Origin of the sequence: Bradyrhizobium macuxiense (genome assembly GCF_007993935.1) — a bacterium.
In the GTDB taxonomy this organism is placed as follows: Bacteria; Pseudomonadota; Alphaproteobacteria; order Rhizobiales; family Xanthobacteraceae; genus Bradyrhizobium; species Bradyrhizobium macuxiense_A.
In genome coordinates this window covers 170,157-186,957 of the sequence record NZ_VITY01000007.1, presented here as the reverse complement: position 1 = coordinate 186,957, position 16,801 = coordinate 170,157, and the positions used below count along the sequence as shown (strand labels likewise).

At 62.2% G+C, this 16,801-nt stretch carries 14 protein-coding genes; 2 read left to right on the top strand and 12 right to left on the bottom strand.

Annotation, left to right across the window (positions count from 1 at the left end):
• Positions 1 to 95 precede the first annotated feature (95 nt).
• The 4 genes from nusG to asnB (FBZ93_RS19920) form a co-directional block, all read right to left on the bottom strand.
• Positions 96 to 611, bottom strand: a complete 516-nt coding sequence (nusG, locus tag FBZ93_RS19935; protein WP_146987723.1) for a transcription termination/antitermination protein NusG — start codon at positions 609 to 611, stop codon at positions 96 to 98.
• On the bottom strand, positions 611 to 1,249 hold the full coding sequence (locus FBZ93_RS19930) for a winged helix-turn-helix transcriptional regulator (protein ID WP_146988133.1): 639 nt from the start codon (positions 1,247 to 1,249) through the stop codon (positions 611 to 613). Before FBZ93_RS19930 ends, nusG begins: the two co-directional genes overlap by 1 nt.
• A 137-nt stretch (positions 1,250 to 1,386) precedes the next feature.
• A complete protein-coding gene (locus FBZ93_RS19925; protein ID WP_146987721.1) occupies positions 1,387 to 2,604 on the bottom strand; it encodes a glycosyltransferase family 4 protein in 1,218 nt (405 codons plus the stop codon).
• A 76-nt stretch (positions 2,605 to 2,680) separates the two neighbouring features.
• A complete protein-coding gene (gene asnB / locus FBZ93_RS19920) occupies positions 2,681 to 4,432 on the bottom strand; it encodes an asparagine synthase (glutamine-hydrolyzing) (protein WP_246667562.1) in 1,752 nt (583 codons plus the stop codon).
• Between the two features lie 356 nt (positions 4,433 to 4,788).
• On the opposite strand from asnB (FBZ93_RS19920), the gene FBZ93_RS19915 reads away from it, so the two are divergent.
• Together FBZ93_RS19915 and FBZ93_RS19910 are read left to right on the top strand one after the other, a co-directional pair.
• Positions 4,789 to 6,141, top strand: coding sequence for a glycosyltransferase (locus tag FBZ93_RS19915; RefSeq protein ID WP_146987717.1), 1,353 nt, complete (start codon positions 4,789 to 4,791; stop codon positions 6,139 to 6,141).
• Positions 6,138 to 7,283, top strand: a complete 1,146-nt coding sequence (locus FBZ93_RS19910; RefSeq protein ID WP_146987716.1) for a glycosyltransferase — start codon at positions 6,138 to 6,140, stop codon at positions 7,281 to 7,283. The genes FBZ93_RS19915 and FBZ93_RS19910 overlap by 4 nt, the downstream gene beginning before the upstream one ends.
• A gap of 68 nt (positions 7,284 to 7,351) precedes the next feature.
• Here FBZ93_RS19910 and FBZ93_RS19905 read toward each other — a convergent pair whose 3' ends face one another.
• From FBZ93_RS19905 to asnB (FBZ93_RS19870), 8 genes are all read right to left on the bottom strand, one after another.
• On the bottom strand, positions 7,352 to 8,935 hold the full coding sequence (locus tag FBZ93_RS19905; RefSeq protein ID WP_146987713.1) for a hypothetical protein: 1,584 nt from the start codon (positions 8,933 to 8,935) through the stop codon (positions 7,352 to 7,354).
• A gap of 534 nt (positions 8,936 to 9,469) precedes the next feature.
• The gene (locus tag FBZ93_RS19900; protein WP_146987712.1) at positions 9,470 to 10,636 is read right to left on the bottom strand and encodes a glycosyltransferase family 4 protein; all 1,167 of its coding nucleotides are present in this window, start codon (positions 10,634 to 10,636) and stop codon (positions 9,470 to 9,472) included.
• Complete coding sequence (locus tag FBZ93_RS19895) at positions 10,633 to 11,565, bottom strand: NAD-dependent epimerase/dehydratase family protein (protein ID WP_146987710.1); 933 nt, start codon at positions 11,563 to 11,565, stop codon at positions 10,633 to 10,635. Before FBZ93_RS19895 ends, FBZ93_RS19900 begins: the two co-directional genes overlap by 4 nt.
• Before the next feature lie 3 nt (positions 11,566 to 11,568).
• Entirely contained in the window at positions 11,569 to 12,420 is an 852-nt protein-coding gene (locus tag FBZ93_RS19890) for a class I SAM-dependent methyltransferase (protein ID WP_146987708.1), read from the bottom strand.
• Entirely contained in the window at positions 12,410 to 12,979 is a 570-nt protein-coding gene (locus FBZ93_RS19885) for an acyltransferase (protein ID WP_146987706.1), read from the bottom strand. The genes FBZ93_RS19890 and FBZ93_RS19885 overlap by 11 nt, the downstream gene beginning before the upstream one ends.
• The gene (locus tag FBZ93_RS19880) at positions 12,976 to 13,818 is read right to left on the bottom strand and encodes a methyltransferase domain-containing protein (RefSeq protein ID WP_146987704.1); all 843 of its coding nucleotides are present in this window, start codon (positions 13,816 to 13,818) and stop codon (positions 12,976 to 12,978) included. The genes FBZ93_RS19885 and FBZ93_RS19880 overlap by 4 nt, the downstream gene beginning before the upstream one ends.
• A 42-nt stretch (positions 13,819 to 13,860) precedes the next feature.
• The gene (locus tag FBZ93_RS19875; RefSeq protein WP_146987702.1) at positions 13,861 to 14,958 is read right to left on the bottom strand and encodes a glycosyltransferase; all 1,098 of its coding nucleotides are present in this window, start codon (positions 14,956 to 14,958) and stop codon (positions 13,861 to 13,863) included.
• A 3-nt stretch (positions 14,959 to 14,961) separates the two neighbouring features.
• On the bottom strand, positions 14,962 to 16,800 hold the full coding sequence (gene asnB / locus FBZ93_RS19870; RefSeq protein WP_146987701.1) for an asparagine synthase (glutamine-hydrolyzing): 1,839 nt from the start codon (positions 16,798 to 16,800) through the stop codon (positions 14,962 to 14,964).
• Position 16,801: the final 1 nt, after the last annotated feature.

Sequence of the window (16,801 nt, the reverse complement as noted above, 5' to 3'; positions counted from 1 at the left end):
TTCCGCTTGCTTCAGGCAAGCTACCGCACTCGGGGTGAATCGAACATCACACCCAAGCCTAACATCTCGATCACGCCTGCCGGCAGCAGACGCACTTATGCCGCGGCGATCAGATCCGCCCCGACCAGAACGCGAACCTTGCGGCCAAGCAAATTCAACAGAACAGCAACGCGATGGTGATCGCTGACGTCTTCGACGAGCGCAAGGCTGTCAACGAACGCCCCCTCGATAATTCGCACCTTGTCCCCCGGCGAGAAAGCCGGCCTGCGCGCAAGCGTGATGAAGCCGGCCTTGTCCTCACGTGCCTTCAAGGCATCGATGACGCCGGTTTCGACCGCGGCGGGCCGATCTCCCACGCACACAAGGTGTGACACGCCCAGCGTCGATTGAATCGCGCGCCAGCGCTGGGACGCGACATCGATCGCGACAAAGACGTAGCGCGGAAACAATGCACGCGGCACAGTCTCAACCTTCCGGGCATGACTGCGGCGCTTCAGGTAACGGGGAAAATACGTGGAAAACCCTTGCCGCCCGAGGTTGGCGACCGCCTTCGCTTCGGCGTTGACCTGCGTTTGGACGACGTACCAGCGGGAAACGGGCTCCATGGCCATCACGCTCCCTGAGGCTGCTTTGGACGCAGGCCCAGCAGTTCCGGCGCGAGCACTTTCTCTGCGCCGAAATTGCTGACCGCCTGGTCGAATACAGTTCGCGCCGCCGTCAAATGGGTCACGACGACAGCATCAAACGGCTCCTCGACCAATGCGTAGGAGGAAACCACCTTGACGCCAATGAACCGGGTGGCGGTCGCATCGGGATCGACGATCGCAAGGACCGAGATTGGTCCATCGACCGCGCACAGGATCGCGATTTCGCACAGGTCCGATTGCCCGGCGAGCACGACCCGCCTGAAGCCGCGCGCCTGTGCACGCTCAAACAGCCTGCCATATTCTTCCTTCGCTTTGCGAAAGAGCGAAAAGGAGTCGGACAGGAATTGAACGGTCAGCCGCGATTTCTCGGAGAAGCCCTGCGGGGTGAGGTAGTAGGCGTATCGCCGTGCGGGCGCCTGCCCGACCTTGACGAAGCCCTTCTTGATCGCGCGCTTCAGGTAGGCGTTGACGAGGCCGAGCGCGACGCCCAACTCGGCTGCGATCCGCCGCTGCGATTGAGCACCATCCGCCTCGAGGGAGGTGAGCAGCCCGAGCACCAGCCGGTCGCTGTCATTCTCATCCGTCGGTAGAATGCCTGCCATCACGCCTATCCCCACTGGAGCAGGCTGATAGCGCGTTCACCCGATGAACGTCAAGTGAATTCGTTCACGCCATGAACAATGCAACCATTTGATTATAAAGTGATTTTATCAGAACCATGTGTCTCGACGGCCACACTTCAAGCCCGATCCGGGGGCTCGGCCAGATATTGCGCCGCCAGCGCTGAATAGCTGTACCGACGCGCGACGGCGAGCCGATCGCCGAGCGGCCGCGGTGAACCGTCCAGCGCGGCGCGCAGGGATGCGGCCAGCGCATCGGGATCATCAGGCGCACATCGCGCGGTCACCAAATCCTCGAGCCCGGCAAGCGCCCGTTCCTCGCAGGCAATGACGCTGCGCGGCGCGAACAGGCAATAGTCGAACAGCTTGTTGGGGCTGATGCCATGGTGATAGAGCGCGTTCTTGTGGAAGGCGACGACGGCGCAATCGGAAGCATGCAACATGCCGTGCACAACCGACCGATCGACTTCGTCGTGAAACTCCACGTTAGCGAGCGCAGCCGCCCGCTGCTTCAGCGCGTCCCGCGAGGTGCCGGAGCCGATCATCACGAAATAAATCCCGGCATTCGCTTTGCCGAGGATCGAGGCCGCATCGAGAATCGCCTCCACCGCATTCGGCGGACCCATGCCTCCAGCGTACAGGACGACGCGCCTGCCCTGCTGCTTCAGCAGATTGATGCGGTCGACCAGGGGATGCGCGAGACTCTCGATGGTCAGCGCGCTCTGTATTTCGCCGTCAGACACCCCGTTCGGAATCCACAGGAACTTGCCTGCCGCCAAGCCACGCGCGCGCATGTGGGCTTCAGCGCCAGCCAGTAGGCAGATCACGCGATCCGCCTCACGATAGGCGGCGCGCTCTTTCCAGCCGAGCACTTTCATCAGGGGATGCCATGCGGGCGTCATCCCGAGCGCAATGATGCTCTCCGGCCAGAGGTCGCGGATCTCGAGCCAGAACCTTGTATCGAAATGCCGCGCGACCTGCTGCGCCGCCGAAATGAAGAACAGGTGCGGGCTCGACGCAATCACCAGATCCGGCTTGCCAAACTGCGCGGCAATTGCCGGGGCTGCCGAGCGGACAGCCGGGCCGAAGCTCAAATTGTTCCGAAGCCGCCCCAGGCTGCCATTGCGATAGCGCGGCGCGTCGAGGAACCAGAAGTCGACGTTATTGATCCGCTGCGGCCCCGGAACGCGCGGCTGCCTGTGCAGATGATGAAAGGCGGCGCTGACGATCACCACCCGATGCCCCATCCTGGCCCAGGCGTCAGCCAGCCAGAACGGACGATAATGACGGCCGAGACCCGGTCCCCCGGCGAACGGATGCAATAGCCAGATGTTCATCTGTCGACCCGGCAAGGATCCGCTGACAAACCGGCAACCGCCGACGGCGACGATGGCATCCAGGAACCATCAGGCCTCATGGCGCTTCGACCCGAAAGCGCTCTCCCCAGAGCGCGACGCAATAAAGCCTCCAGCGCATCCCGAGGTCGAGCCGGTGAAATTTCCTCTTGAGCTTCGGCATGTCGACGTAGCGGGCCAGCAGCGCGCTCGCGATCACCTTGTCATACATCGTGGCCGAATGTCGCGTGAGCCATATCTGGTCGGGGGCAGCAAAACCGATCTTGTCCCTGCGCCAGCTGATGCTGGCGGGCAAGAGGTCATTCATGGCTGCACGGAGCGGCCATTTTGCCCACCCCTTGTTCAACTTGATGCGCGTCGGAAGACCCAGAGCAAACTCGACAAAGCGATAGTCAAGGAATGGAAGTCGCGTTTCGATGCCGAACCTCATCGAGTTCTTGTCTTCGAAGCGCAACAGCATCGGCAGATTGGTTTCGTTGATCTCCAGCACCTGCATGCCCTGCGCATCCCTCGCCTTCGACGCAAAGCGGCGAAGCGGTTCGGGCAGGTCGGGCTTCCTCAGAAAGGTGTAGCGCAAGCGGTAATAGGCGGCACGCAGCCCTGCCGAACTGGCGCCGAACAGATAAAACAGCAACCGTCCGCGCGAAACACCTGCCCGCGTCGCGGCGCTGAAGGCCGACAGAAATCCACCGACGCCACCGCGGCGAAGATGGTCGAGCAGCCAGGCAGCATAGTAGCGATGATATCCCAACAACGTTTCGTCACCGCCCTGGCCGTCGAGCAGCACGATGACGCCGTTCGATCGCGCCGCCCTCATCACTTCGTACTGCATCATGATCGAGGGGCCTGCGAACGGCTCTTCCTGGACCTCAAGCAGAGTCTCCGCCGTCGACGCGAAATCCTGATAGGTTGGCTTGGTGCGCAGCCAGTTCAACTCCCCCTTCTCCGCGACCTCCGCCGCATAGGCCTCCTCGTTGTTGGAGGCCTGCTCACTGACGGCAGTGATGGCAAAGAAGCGCTCGCCCGAACCCGGCGCATAACGCCGCGCGGCCAGCGTTGCGACGCTCGAACTATCCAGCCCTCCCGAGAGGCAGGTTCCGACACGGACGTCCGAACGCAGCCGCAGACGCGTCGCGTCGTCAAGCAACTCGCGCAGCGATCTTGCCGCGTTGGCCTCATCGGTCACCGCCGAACCCGGAGCAAGCGAATAATAGCGCTCGATTTCGACCCGGCCTGTCGATACGTCGACGCGCATCCAATGGCCGGGAGGCAGCTTCTCGACGCCCTTGAAGAAAGTCCGATTGGTATGGTCGGTCATGCCGCAAACGAGAAAATCGTTGATCAGGCCATCATCCGCGACCGGGCGCTCGATCAACGGGAGAAGCTGGCGGATCTCGGAGCCGAACGCGAACTGCGTTGCCGTATTCACATAGTAGAACGGCTTCACGCCGAACCGGTCGCGGGCGCAGAACAACGTATTGTCGCGCTCATCGTGAATCGCAAACGACCACATGCCGTTGAATCGCTCGAGGCACTCCGTACCCCAGCAAATATAGGCGGTCAGCAGCACCTCGGTATCCGAGGCCGAATGGAAGGCGTATCCGAGGCCCTCGAGCTCCGCGCGCAGCTCGACGTAGTTGTAGATCTCGCCGTTGTAGGTGATCCAGACAGGAAGCCGCCTGTCGCGCATCGGCTGCGCGCCGTCATCGGTCAGATCGATAACGGCCAGTCGCCGGTGGCCCAGCCCAACGTTCCCGTTCACCCTCACGCCGCGCCCATCCGGTCCGCGGTGGGCAACGAGATCGGTCATCTGATCCACTCGGCGGGCATCGACGGGCCCGGTCTTATCTACAAGGCCAAATATGCCGCACACGAAATGCCTATCCAGATTGATTCGATGGCGGAGCTCGGTATAACCGCCGCGTCAGAATATGTGCGCATTTGGAACAAACCGCCGCTGTCTTAGCCTGTTCATGTATTGAACGTCAACGTTCCCGGACCAATCGAAGCTGTTTTCGTGCGCTGCTGAAACCTGAGATAGCGCTGGCCGGCTGCCAATTCGGTGCAGCCGCTCCGAGGACGCACTGCCGGTCGAGCGGCACTTCGAACTGAACATGTGCTAGAAGCTGCTGGTTGACGTTGAGTTGGCATCCATCGGACTCCCGAGTGAACAAGATTGAACCCATCGGACCGACGTCGCTGAAGGAAGCCGCCCTTCCCGCCGGCGATGTTGAATCTCCCCGGCCGATCCAATCTGCCATCGCAGATTTCGCCACTCGCCTGCTTGTGAGCGCAGCCCGGCGCACCACCGAGAAGCGTCTTGCAAAGGGCAAGGTGCGCACCTTGTGGGCCTCGACTCCGATCCTCACCTTGCCGCTGCTCGCGCGCTGCGATCGCATGCTGGGCTTCCGCTCGTCGTCGCTGGTGTTCAACACCTACTACGTGACGAGGTCATTCGACATCAATCTCATTCTGTTCGAAGGATTCCTTCGACTGATCCGGAGCCGAAAAGGCCTCGGCCTGTTTCGTCGCTTCGTTTTCGCCTGGGCCCTGCTGCGCTTCGATTTCTTCAACTACTTCTATGACCGCGGCCTGATGCTGAGCGATGGGCGCTATGGCATCAACCCCTGGGAACTCGACCTCCTCCACCGCTCGGGAAAGCGACTGTACACCTACGCCTATGGTGCTGACGTCCGAGCAAGGGAATCAACGCTCGAGCTCGGTCATCCAAACCTGTGCGAAGAATGCCCGGCCCCGGGCAAGTTCTGCGTTTGCACGACGGAGATGCATGCCTCGTCGATCGACCGCCTGAAGGGCCGCGCGACCGCGCAGATCGCGATGGGCGACATGGTGACGTATGTGCCCGGCTGCCGGGACATCCACTACTGGCCGATCGACGCAAGCAAACTGGTCGCGAAGCCGCCGACATACAGAGCCGGCGACACGCTGAAAGTAGCACATGCGCCGAACCACGGCCACTTCAAGGGAACCCGGCTTCTGCTCGACGCGATTGATCGCTTGGTAAAAGAGGGAGAGAAGATCGAGCTGATCTCCGTGCAGGGAGTCCCCAACAAGAAGGTCATCGAGCTCTTTGGCGCATCGCACGTGGTTGCGGATCAGTTCGTCGCGGGCTTTCACGGCTACACGGCCCTCGAGGCGATGGCTATGGCCAAACCGGTCCTGTGCTTTCTGCGTAACGATCAAATGATGATCGATCCGGCGACCTGCCCGATCATCAACACGCGTCCTGACGACATCTATGATGTCCTGAAGCGATGCCTGAGAGGCGAGCTCGACCTGAACGGCATCGGCAACGCCGGACGCCGCTACGTGGAAACACATTATAGTTTGCAAGCGGTCGCGGCGCGGCTTGGAAAGCTCTATTGTGAAACCGCCGATCTCCCTGGGGATCTGCTGGCAAGCCTGACGAAGCAAGTCGACGCGTTCGCGAAACCTCATCATGCCATGCAGTCCGCGCAGCCTTTACCCGGGCCGGTGCACCTGAATACGCGCACATGAGAATCCTGCACGGACCAGTCAATGTCGGGAATCAGCCCTGGGTGCTATCCCGCGCCGAACGGCAGCTCGGAGCATCCAGCGACGTGGTCGTTCGAAACGACACATGGCTCGGATACCCGGCAGACCGGATGCTCTCGGCACAGAACGCCGGGTTTGTTGAGACGGCCATCCGCAGCGCGGCGTTCGGTCTGAAGAACCAGTGGCGCTACGATGTTCTTCACTACTATTTCGGACAGACCTTTCTGTCGCCGGGCTTCCCCCTCTCCGCGCCGGGATCCGTGCTCTCCCGGGCATCACTGGTAACGGACATCGCCAACAGACTGGGGACCTCAGACCTGCACGCCGCCCGCCTGTTCAACAAGAAGCTGTTCATGACCCTGCAAGGATGTGACGTGCGGCTGGCTGTTGAAGGAAACAGCCGAAACGAATGGACGATGTGCGCCCCGCAACACTGCGAGCTGTATCAAAGATGCACGGACGCGCTCGACCATCGGCGGCACTTCCTGATCGAAAAGGTTCTGCCGCTGTTCGATCGGGTCTTCTATCTGAACCCGGAGCTCGGGCACGTCGTACCGAGCGGCCGATTCCTCCCGTACTCAAATGTCGAGATCGAACAGTTCGACGTTGCGCCACCCTCCACACAGGGCCGACTGAAGATCGTTCACGCGCCGACTGCCGGACGGATCAAGGGCACTCCCATGATCCTGAACGCCCTGGAGCAATTGCGGTCGCGGTACGACTTCGACCTCATCCTTGTCGAGAAGACGAGCCACGAGCAGGCGCTGGAGATCTATCGATCGGCAGATCTCGCCATCGACCAGGTGCTGGCAGGCTGGTACGGCGGCTTTACCGTTGAAATGATGGCGATGGGAAAGCCGGCCGCATGCTATATCCGAGAAGAAGATATGATGTTCGTTCCGGATGCCATCAGGCGCGAGTTGCCCGTTTACAGACTGAACCCGGGCGACCTTGTCGAAAGCATCGCCGCAATCCTTGATCGACGGCCTGAATGGTCAGCACGTGGCCAGGCCTCGCGACGTTATGTCGAACGGTGGCACAATCCGAAGCTCATCGCCAAGGCGATGCTGGATGCCTATGAAAGCCCCGACAGCATCTTTGAGCTAACTCCGGGCGCCGACTAAGGCAACGGCTCAACATCCGGATGCACAGCTGCGCTCAGCGAACGCCGGCAGGATAAGGGCGCCGGCTATCAATTGCCCGAAGCCAAGTCCCGCGGCGCCTGCGTCAGCTTCCATGCCGCCCAATATTTGAGGATCGGAACAGCAGGCCCGGTCAAACCTCCAGGAGCGGCTGCCTGTTGCTCTGGTTCCAGCAGGTTGACCTCCGCAGAAAGCTCATCGACCGAATATCGCCTTGACGGGCACAGAACTTCAGCCGCTATCGCCCAACAATCCCACTCACCAATCGTCACCGCGCCAAGCTCTCCGGTCTTACGATTGTAGAGCAGCGCTCTTGGTGAGGAGTTGGCCACGATGACAAGCCAGGTTGAGTTGCTGGCAATGCTCGTGACGTAAAATGGCGAGTCACCGTCGAACAGCTCCTGCCGTTGAGGCATCAGGAGCAGCTTTCCGTCATCCGCATACAAGGCTCCATAGCCGGCGCGGACACTCTTATCGAACATTCTGTAGCTTGGACGATCGAACTGCGCCGCCCCGTGCAGCATGTTCGCTGCGTTTTGCAGCCCGAGCGGAAAATCAATGTATCTCCATTGCGCTCCGCCGAACTCATACGAGGTCGTGCTGTCGTGACCGATGCTGACGAACCTGTCTTGATAGGTCGAAAGAACGTACATTCCTTGACGATCGCGGTACGCGCAGAACGGAGACGAGAAGTTCGCATAGGAGGGTCCGTTGGCGCCGAACTTGCCGGTGACCTCGAGAGCCTTGGTCATCGTGAAGACGATGCCGGACACCGCGTCCGATCCAACCAACTCTCCAGTGCTTTCGTCGACGTTGAGACACGTCGCAAACAGAATCGGATCGGAACCGAGCTTTGAAATTCTGGCGATCTCCTGCCCGCTTTCGATGGAGAACTTCGCAACGGTGGCTTGGCCAGAGCCGAATACGTAATCACCGATAATGGCCACGCCATGAGAACCAATGATCTCGCGCTTCCAGCGGAATGCCCATTGGTCATCAATCCTTTCGAACAAGGACAGCGCATTGCCTTCATAGTCGGCGATCGCCATGAAGCGCCCTCCCGTGGAGACCACAATGCCCTCTGCGCCCTGGATGGCAGTCTCATTCACGATCCGCTCCGTCAGATGGAGCTTGGGGACCGCGCCGTCACGCACGAGTTGAGCGACGACAACGTCCTTTCCTGAATAGTTGGCGATGAACACCCGATCGTAGAACGCGGAATAAAACACCGCTGTCGGATTCCAGACCCGCAACTCGACGTCGATCTGAAGCGGCACGGCGGTGCGCCGTTCTTGGTCGAAGAGGTAGATATCCAGATAATTGGCAATCAGAAACTCATGAGCTCCAATCCTTGCCGCCGAGACCGGCCCCATCGGTCCTTCATCATGCCGATCGAGCGCGACCGCAATCGACGAGCCTCGGATATCGGGAATTCTCCGCTCGTGACCCGGCATTGACGCCAGGCGCGCTCCAACCTGACGCTCGCTCTCTTCCAAGCGAGCCATCCGCTCAGCGGTGGAATGAACCGCGTCGGTGAGTTCGGTTGGCGGGTTCCACTTAAATTGCGCGAAGGGAATCAGGAAAACTGCGCAAACCGACACCAGAAGCAGCGCATAAAGTACCTTCAGTTTCATATGGTCTCGTGTGTGTAATTCTCAATTATCCGTCCACGCATTTTGTCGTGGCTGATACTCCAACATCCACATCGTGAGAATACAGCTCAGCGCGGGCAAGACGTGCAAGAGCGAGAAGCACGACGAGCAAAATGTTAGCGCGGTGGATGGGCGCTGCCTCGTGAAATGTTTTGAAACGAACAAGCAATCTCGAGAGCCCGGCTGCTCACCGTTCTTTCGATCGAAGCGCGGAAAATCGGCAGATCGAACGCGACCGCAACGCGCGATTATTTCTACGGAGACACCTACAAGCTTCTCGCTGGCGCCGAGCGTCCACAGTTGTCTCGTCGCGGCATATTGTCGCGAGCAACGATCTCAGTCGTTCTGCTCGAAAATGCCGCGCGGCACTGTCGGATCATGCCGCCGAGCGTGCGGCTCGGAGACGCCATCGCAATCAGCATCGAAGGATCAGATTGCAGGTCGTGTACCGCGTCCGCTGCGTCAACTGTCCTCGGCCGATCGTGACCCCGGCTCTGCTTCTACGTTGCCGCCAGCTCATCCATTCCGACGAACGGCCTGCCGCATCGTGGCGGAAAAGCTCGCCGCAAACGCGCGGACATTGTCGTCCTGATGCGCGAGGACATTTCGTACCGCCGGTTCACGCTTGAGCTCGGAGAGCTGCATCAGATGGTCCGCCAGCGCGACCGGATCATCGACGCCAAAATAGCGCGCGGCGCCGGCGGTCTGCTCCTGATGCACATCGATGTCGGACAGGATCGTCGGAACGTCGAACGACTTCGCTTCCTCGACCGTGGTACTCCAACCCTCGAAGCGCGACGGGTTGAGCAGCGCGGTACAAGCCCGCAGCAGCGCGTAGACGTGGGGCAACGGAATGACGCCGAGGTGCCGGAAATGCGTATCGAGGCCGCGCTTCCGGATCTCGGCGTCGACCAGATCGTAGTAGCCGGGCTCGCGCCGATCTTCCGTGCTGCCGGAGGCGCAGACGACCACGTTGACCCCGCGACGCTTCAGGATGGTCAGGGCGTCGACGACCAGCTGGTGGTTCTTGTGGCGATAGAACTGGTTGGGCAGATAGAAGTAGTTCGCCGGCAGACCGTAGGCCGCGATCACCTCTGATGGGTCAGTGTTCAGGAACGCGGCGGGCGGCTGGGTCGCGAAGCGAACGACGCTGACCCGGTTTCGGGCATGCGGATAGCAGGCCCTGAAATCGCGCAAGGCGCTCTCGCTGCTCAGCATGATGGTTCGCCCACAGGCGATCTGAACGCGAAAGCCGATCTCGCGGCGCCAGCGTGCCGTCCTTGGAAACAGCTGGGGCAGCGAACGGTGCTGCAGATCCGGAATCCACGCCACTGCAGGAACAGGCAGCCGCCAGCCGAAGAAGCGCGCGGCTTCGACCACAACATCCACGCGCGCGGAGTGAAACGCCGCCACGGCTCCCCGGTCCAGACCTAGCGCGAGTGCCGCAGCCAGGCCTGGCTGTCCGTCGAACGCGCCCGATCGAACGATCTCGACGCCTGGGACCGCGGCAAGCTCCACGAGTTCATTTTCTTCGGCCCTGGTCCCGGCAAAGACGACGGGGACGAACTCTCCGGGCAAGAACCGGTCGAGCGCCGCGAACAGATTGCGCTGATAATTGTAGCCGCCGGCCCATAGCCGCCGAGAAATGTGACTGAACGCGAACCGCAGGGGACGCGGCGTCACGAAGCCTGCCCCTTGAACCAGGTCACGTAGTCGGCGAGCCCCTGATCGAGCGGAATGCGCCAATCAAATCCGATCTGGCGCAGCATCGCATCGTCGGCCAACAGGCTCATGGGATCACCGGGGCGGCTGACCCCCGAGTGCCGCACAACCGTCTTGCCATCCCACCGTCCGATGAGACCCGCGGCGATGTCGGCAACGCTCGTCCCTCGGCCCGAACCGCCATTGATGACCCGGAAGGTCTCCTGTGCCGACGGGGCTTCCGCGACGTTCGCAAGCAGCCTCGCGACGTCGCGAACGTCGGTCCAGTCACGTATCTCGTTGCCGGTCCCACCGAGCGCGAGCACCTGCTCCTTGGCGTTGAGCCGCGAACAGATGTCCCAGAGCAATTGTTTGCGCAAATTTGGCCCATAGACGGAGAACAGCCGCACGACCGTGCAATGCAAGCCGAACGACCGCGCATAGCTCCTGCACAATTGCTCCATCATCAACTTGTGCTGCCCATACGGCGACATCGGAGTGACGACGGCACTTTCAGAGATCGGGCCGACATGATCGGCCCCGTAAACGGCCGCGCTCGACGCCGCGATCACCGCGCAGTCGGGCGCCGATCCGCGCAGCCATTCGAGCAGCCGCGCGGTGCTCGCAACCGTCCGCGAAAAATCCTCAAACGGCCGCTCGATCGAGACCCCGACGGACGATCCACCGGCCAGATGGAAGATACGCGTCGGTAGCCCGTGTGCAGCCGCAAGCGCATTCAGATTGGCCGCGTCAATCTCCCCGTTGATCCAGCTCTGCAAGCCAAGCCGCCGGGCTTCGGTTGCATCAAGCGCCCCGTGTCCGACGCCGTGCACCGCATGGCCTGTCCCTGCCAGCTCGTGGACGAGATGGCGGCCGATGAACCCGTTCGCACCGGTAACCCAGACGATCATCGCTCAGGCCTTGTGACAGACAAAGGAGTAGAGCCGGCCCGGCCGATTGTCGAAACGTTCGGCCATCGACAGCAGCGAGCCAAACACACGCCGTGAGGCGAAAGCAGTTCGCCACAGCGGAGCAACCGGAACCTTTTGCGACAGCCTCGTCACGATCGCCGCTCTCAGCGTCTCGAGCGTATAGGGAAACAGGTTGATCGGACTTTGCAGCGGCGCCAGCGTGTCGATCGCAGAAAAGCCTGCGCTGGTCAGCGCGCCGGTGTAACGATCGAGCAGGAAGGCATGCTCGCCGCCGTAAAGATGGTGCAACGGGTGCTGCGCAAGGAACTGCGGCAGGTCCGCCTCCTTGCTGATGACATGCTCGCGCGCCGCGATCAGCATGCCACCCGGTCGCAGCACGCGAAACATCTCCCGGCATGCGCCGTCGAGATCGCGCGTATGATGCAGCACGGCGCGCGCGAACACGAGATCGAATGTCGCATCGGCGAATGGCAGCCGCTCGGAAAACTCCTCGACCACCTGGATCGGCAATTGCGTCTGTTGCGCCAGGCTACGGATCGCTGCCGCTCCCACGATTGCGCTGGGGTCTGGCTCGAGCGCGGTGACGGCAAAGCTGGTACGGGCGAGCGCGTAGCTCGCAATGCCGCGACCGGCGCCAACGTCGAGCGCGGCACCTGACCGGCCGGTGAGTAGCGCGGCGACCGCCTGCCACTCGGAACTCTGAAAATAGCGCTCAGCGGCGCCAACCAGCGGATCGTCGTAGAATGCGTCGAGCACGAGCTGGCGCTGCTCCGGCTGATTGCGCAGCCAGACCACCGCTTCCTCCCAGGTGGTAAACCTGCGCTCACCGCTCATCGGGGCCAAGCTCCCTCACCAGCACCGCAGGATTGCCCGCCACGATCGTAAACGGCGCGACATCCCTGGTCACGACCGCGCCGGCCGCGACGATTGCGCCCTGCCCGACCGTCACACCACGCAGGACCATTGCACCGGCACCGATCCAGGCATCATCGCAGATCTTGACGGGGCTCTCATCCAGCGAAATGTCGCTCGGATGGCCGCGCGTGAAAATCTGCTGGACCTGCCCGTGCCGCTCCGCCGCCCGCAGCGGATGCGTGAGGTTGTCGAAAACATTGGCCGAATGCGAGATCAGAACACGATTGCCGATCTCGATCGAGGCAGCAGACCAGATCCGGGTTCCCTCGCCGACGTAGCACCACTCGCCGATCTTGATCGCCCCACCATGCGCGAAGGTCAGGAGCTCGCCCAGGATGCGGCTATTGCTGCCGACCACGATCTTGTCGGAATCGCCACGGATGTTTCTGATCCTGGCATGGCGGCCGAGCGCCGAGCCTGCCTGCAAGCGGCAAGTCGCGCGCCCAAGCAGACGCTGGATCAGGTAATCGACATTCATGCCGTTAGCTGCAGGCACGCGACGGCGCGCGACGACGCCGCAAGGTCGTTGCCCTGCCCCTTGCCGGTGTGGATGTCAAAGACGGTGGCGTCAGCGAGTGCCTCCGCGCTCTGGCGCGACCAGCCCTGCCGCGAATATCCGAAATAGTCGACATGGTGCGAGGCCGCGCCGAATGCCTCGATGATCCGCTCGATCATCGCAAGATCAAATACCTGGTACCAGCCGAGATTGTCGCGCTTGCCGAACGGCACGGAGATCAGGCAGGTCCCACCGGGCTTGAGGATGCGCTTGAACTCCTTCACCGCCGGAACGAAGCCGTCCCGATCGGTCTCGGCGTCGCGCGGGTCGCCCGTGTACAGCATCTGATTGTCGAGGCCTATATGCTCGATCGTCGAAATGCTGGCGACGGTGTCGAACACCTGATCGCCGAACATCGTCTTCCGGAGATCACCGAAGACGTAGGAATAGCCATCATGCCAATAGCACCGCCGCTCCGGCGCCAGGGTCATGATGGTGAGGTCGGCGCCGCGCAACGGCGGACGCTGCAGCAGGAAATCGTGATTGAAGGTCGATCCAGCGTCCAGCATCTTGCCGACGCTGTTCAAGCGGCCATAGACCCAGGGATATTCCACCACGCGCTCGTCCATCGCAACGCCGTAGCCGGGCGGAAGCTCGTTTCCTGCCTGAAGCAGGCCGGCATCGATGGCCGCGGTGATCGTATCGCGCTTGACCGTCTGATAACCCGGGCCGAACGGCCGCGGCCGCAGCCTGAACAGCGGCACGGCAAGCCCGTCGGCCGCCCATTTCAGTTGATGGATCAAGTCACTTGCAGACATCATCTCGGCCCGATCGCCCGCCCGCTGGCCGGCTCTGTGCCCCCTCTAGCACGGCTCAATCCGCGCGACGAGATCGATAAACTGGGCCCATTGCGAGGCCTTGCTGTAGATCTGCTGCACGCGGCTTCGGCCGGACGCGGCGATCCCGGCCCATTGCGACCAATCCTGCAGGCTACTTGAAATCGCCGCGGCTGCCCTTTCAGGCGCGTCGTATGTGCGCATCGTCACGCCGTCCAGCATCGCCTCTGGGTAGTTGCCGGCATCCGACACCAGCAACGACCCGCAGCCCATCGCCTCGAAGCAGCGCATGTTGCCGCGATCGTTGCCGGCCATGTCGATTGCGCCGTTGAGCACGATCTTGGCCGATCCGAACAGCTCGTAGAGGTCCCTGCCGAACAGCGGCAGCCGCGCTATTCGCGCGATGACGTCGGGCCGCCGGTGCTTCCCGAGCGGCAGTAATCGCCCGAGCGGGCTTTCGGCAAGCCGCGTCAGCCGCGATGCATCGAGGCAGAACACGATGTTGCGATCGGCCGCCAGGGCCGCGACCTGTTCGAGCGTCCGTCCCCGCGCGCTGTGATGCCGCGAATATCCGCCGACGAACGCCACATCGATCGGCCGTTCGCCATGGCCGTACTGCTCCATCACAGGATCGATGGCGGGGAAGAACAGCTCCGCCCGGCATCCTTTGTCGCGCCAGGCCTGGAGGATCGATGGGAAATTTCCAAGCACCGCGCCGTAGGCGGTGAGATCGGCATTTCCCGAGGGCGCCGCGCGCCAGCACAGTGTCTTTTTCACGCAGCCGGGAAGCTTGGCGACGAACGCGCTCGGAAAGCGCACCGGATCGAGATTGTAGAACACCTCGGTTCTGTGATGCTCGATCTGCGCGAGCAGAATCGCCTCGAGTGTCGGCGTGCCCTGCATGCCCTGCTCACGCGCCCACTGGCGCTGCAGCACTTCGTCGTCGGCATTGGTGAAGAAGGTCTCGGGCGCGCCGTCAAGCACGGGCTCGAGAAAATGCGCCGCGCCGAAGCGATCGTGCAGGAACACGTCACGACGTGCCGCAAAGGTCGATGCCTTTGCCGCAAGCTGGTTCAGCCGCGGCAGATAGGACGGATAGAGACCACTATTCTGGAACAGACGCATTGCCTATGCCGACCTTGCCAACAGCCATTTCATGTTCAGGTATGGCCAGATCCGGCCAACGGATTCCCAATCCCAGCGCTGCGCTGCCGTCAAGTGGCCGACCGCCTTTCGGAGCGGTGCTTCGTCGACGAACTCGGCAAATGCCGGGACCTTCCGATCGAGCAGCTCCGCGGTCCAACCGGCCAGCGGTCCGTTCAGCCATTCCGGCATCGGCGAGTTGAAGCCGACCTTGCGGCGCGCGGTGCGGATGCTTTCGGGCATCAGGTTCGCCATCGCCTGCCGCGCCACCACCTTGGTCATGCCGTCGGCCGATTTGCTGGTTTCCGGCAGCGCCATCGTATAGGTCACCAGCCGCCAGTCCATGAACGGCATCCGCACCTCGATCCCGTGGGCCATCGAGAGCCGGTCGAAATTACGCAGAATGGTCGGCAGCGTGGTCGAGTGGAACATGCGGTAGAGACGCCGGTTCAGCGCGCCCCACGTATCCGGCAGTTCGTCATTCTCGGCGACCAGCGGCAACGCTGCGGGGATCGCTGTCAGGCCTCCCCGCAGGAAATAGCGCCCCTGGCGGCGGATCATCTGCGCCCGCAAGAAGTCGATGCCGCGCTGCGCCAGCCGCGATCGCGACATGAGCGCGGCCGCTGCGTTGCGGATCCGGAACGCGGCCGACTGTCCTTCTTGAAAGTAAGCGCCCATCAACTCGTCCGCGCCATGGCCATCGAGCGACACGGTGACGTTCTGGCGGCGGAGCTCGCGATAGATCAGCCACGGCGCGCTTGGCAGCCCGATATAGACATCGTCATTGTCGTCAAGAATCCTGTCGAGGTCGGTGAGCGCATTGGAACGCCCGATCTCGAGAAAGCTCGGCGCCACGTCGGCCCACGCGGCCGCTTCCTCTGCCATCGGCCGCTCGTCATTGCTAGCGCCGGGAAAGGTCGCGACAAAGGCGTGCCGCCAGGCGGTCGAGTCGCGCGGTCCCATGCCGGCCTTTTCATGCGTCGCCATGGCACAGATCACCGCGGACGAGTCGAAGCCGCCGGACAGGCAGGTCCCGATCGGAACGTCGCTGCGCATCCGTAGCGCCACGGAATCCTGAAACAGCTCGTGAAAGCGTGCGACGCGTTCGGCTTCGGTGTCGGGGATCGCGGGCAGATGATCCACGGTCCGCCACCAGCGCCGCACCTGCACCCGCCCCTGACGCAGCCACATGCAGTGGCCACCCTGCAGGCGACGCAGTTGCGAATACAGCGTCCGCTCGCTGCCCTCGATCCCGAACGGGTCAAGCAGCAACCGACGCGCCACGTCGATGTCGAGCGATGTCTCGATCAGCCCGCTCCGCGCCAGCGCCCGCTGCTCTGACGCAAACACGAACCGCTCGGGTGACAACGCGTACAGCATCGGCTTGATGCCGAAGCGATCGCGCGCAAGGAACAGATCCTCGCTGGCCGTGTCGTAGATCGCCAGCGCCCACATACCGTTGAAGCGCAGCAGCATATCCTCGCCCCATGCCTGCCAGGCGGCAAGGATCACTTCGGTATCGGACTGGCTGCGGAAGACCGCGCCCTTCGCCTCGAGCTCGCGGCGCAGTTCAAGGAAATTGTAGATCTCGCCATTGTAGACGATCACATGGCGACCATCGCCTGATGCCATCGGCTGATAGCCGCCCTCGCCGGGATCGATGATGGCGAGCCGGCGATGGCCGAAGGCAACGTTTCGTTTCGCGTTGAACCAGGTGCCCTCGCCGAACGGACCGCGATGCGCGATCAGGCTGGTGAGCCGCGAGATGTCGGCCGGCTCCACGGGGGCGCCGCGCAGATTGACGATGCCTGCGATACCACACATG

Excerpts from the sequence above, each read along its gene's own strand:
- nusG (WP_146987723.1), bottom strand. The coding sequence starts at position 611 with ATGGCCATGGAGCCCGTTTCCCGCTGGTACGTCGTCCAAACGCAGGTC.
- FBZ93_RS19930 (WP_146988133.1), bottom strand. The coding sequence starts at position 1,249 with ATGGCAGGCATTCTACCGACGGATGAGAATGACAGCGACCGGCTGGTG.
- FBZ93_RS19925 (WP_146987721.1), bottom strand. The coding sequence starts at position 2,604 with ATGAACATCTGGCTATTGCATCCGTTCGCCGGGGGACCGGGTCTCGGC.
- asnB (WP_246667562.1), bottom strand. The coding sequence starts at position 4,432 with ATGACCGATCTCGTTGCCCACCGCGGACCGGATGGGCGCGGCGTGAGG.
- FBZ93_RS19910 (WP_146987716.1), top strand. The coding sequence starts at position 6,138 with ATGAGAATCCTGCACGGACCAGTCAATGTCGGGAATCAGCCCTGGGTG.
- FBZ93_RS19905 (WP_146987713.1), bottom strand. The coding sequence starts at position 8,935 with ATGAAACTGAAGGTACTTTATGCGCTGCTTCTGGTGTCGGTTTGCGCA.
- FBZ93_RS19895 (WP_146987710.1), bottom strand. The coding sequence starts at position 11,565 with ATGATCGTCTGGGTTACCGGTGCGAACGGGTTCATCGGCCGCCATCTC.
- FBZ93_RS19890 (WP_146987708.1), bottom strand. The coding sequence starts at position 12,420 with ATGAGCGGTGAGCGCAGGTTTACCACCTGGGAGGAAGCGGTGGTCTGG.
- FBZ93_RS19885 (WP_146987706.1), bottom strand. The coding sequence starts at position 12,979 with ATGAATGTCGATTACCTGATCCAGCGTCTGCTTGGGCGCGCGACTTGC.
- FBZ93_RS19880 (WP_146987704.1), bottom strand. The coding sequence starts at position 13,818 with ATGATGTCTGCAAGTGACTTGATCCATCAACTGAAATGGGCGGCCGAC.
- FBZ93_RS19875 (WP_146987702.1), bottom strand. The coding sequence starts at position 14,958 with ATGCGTCTGTTCCAGAATAGTGGTCTCTATCCGTCCTATCTGCCGCGG.
- asnB (WP_146987701.1), bottom strand. The coding sequence starts at position 16,800 with ATGTGTGGTATCGCAGGCATCGTCAATCTGCGCGGCGCCCCCGTGGAG.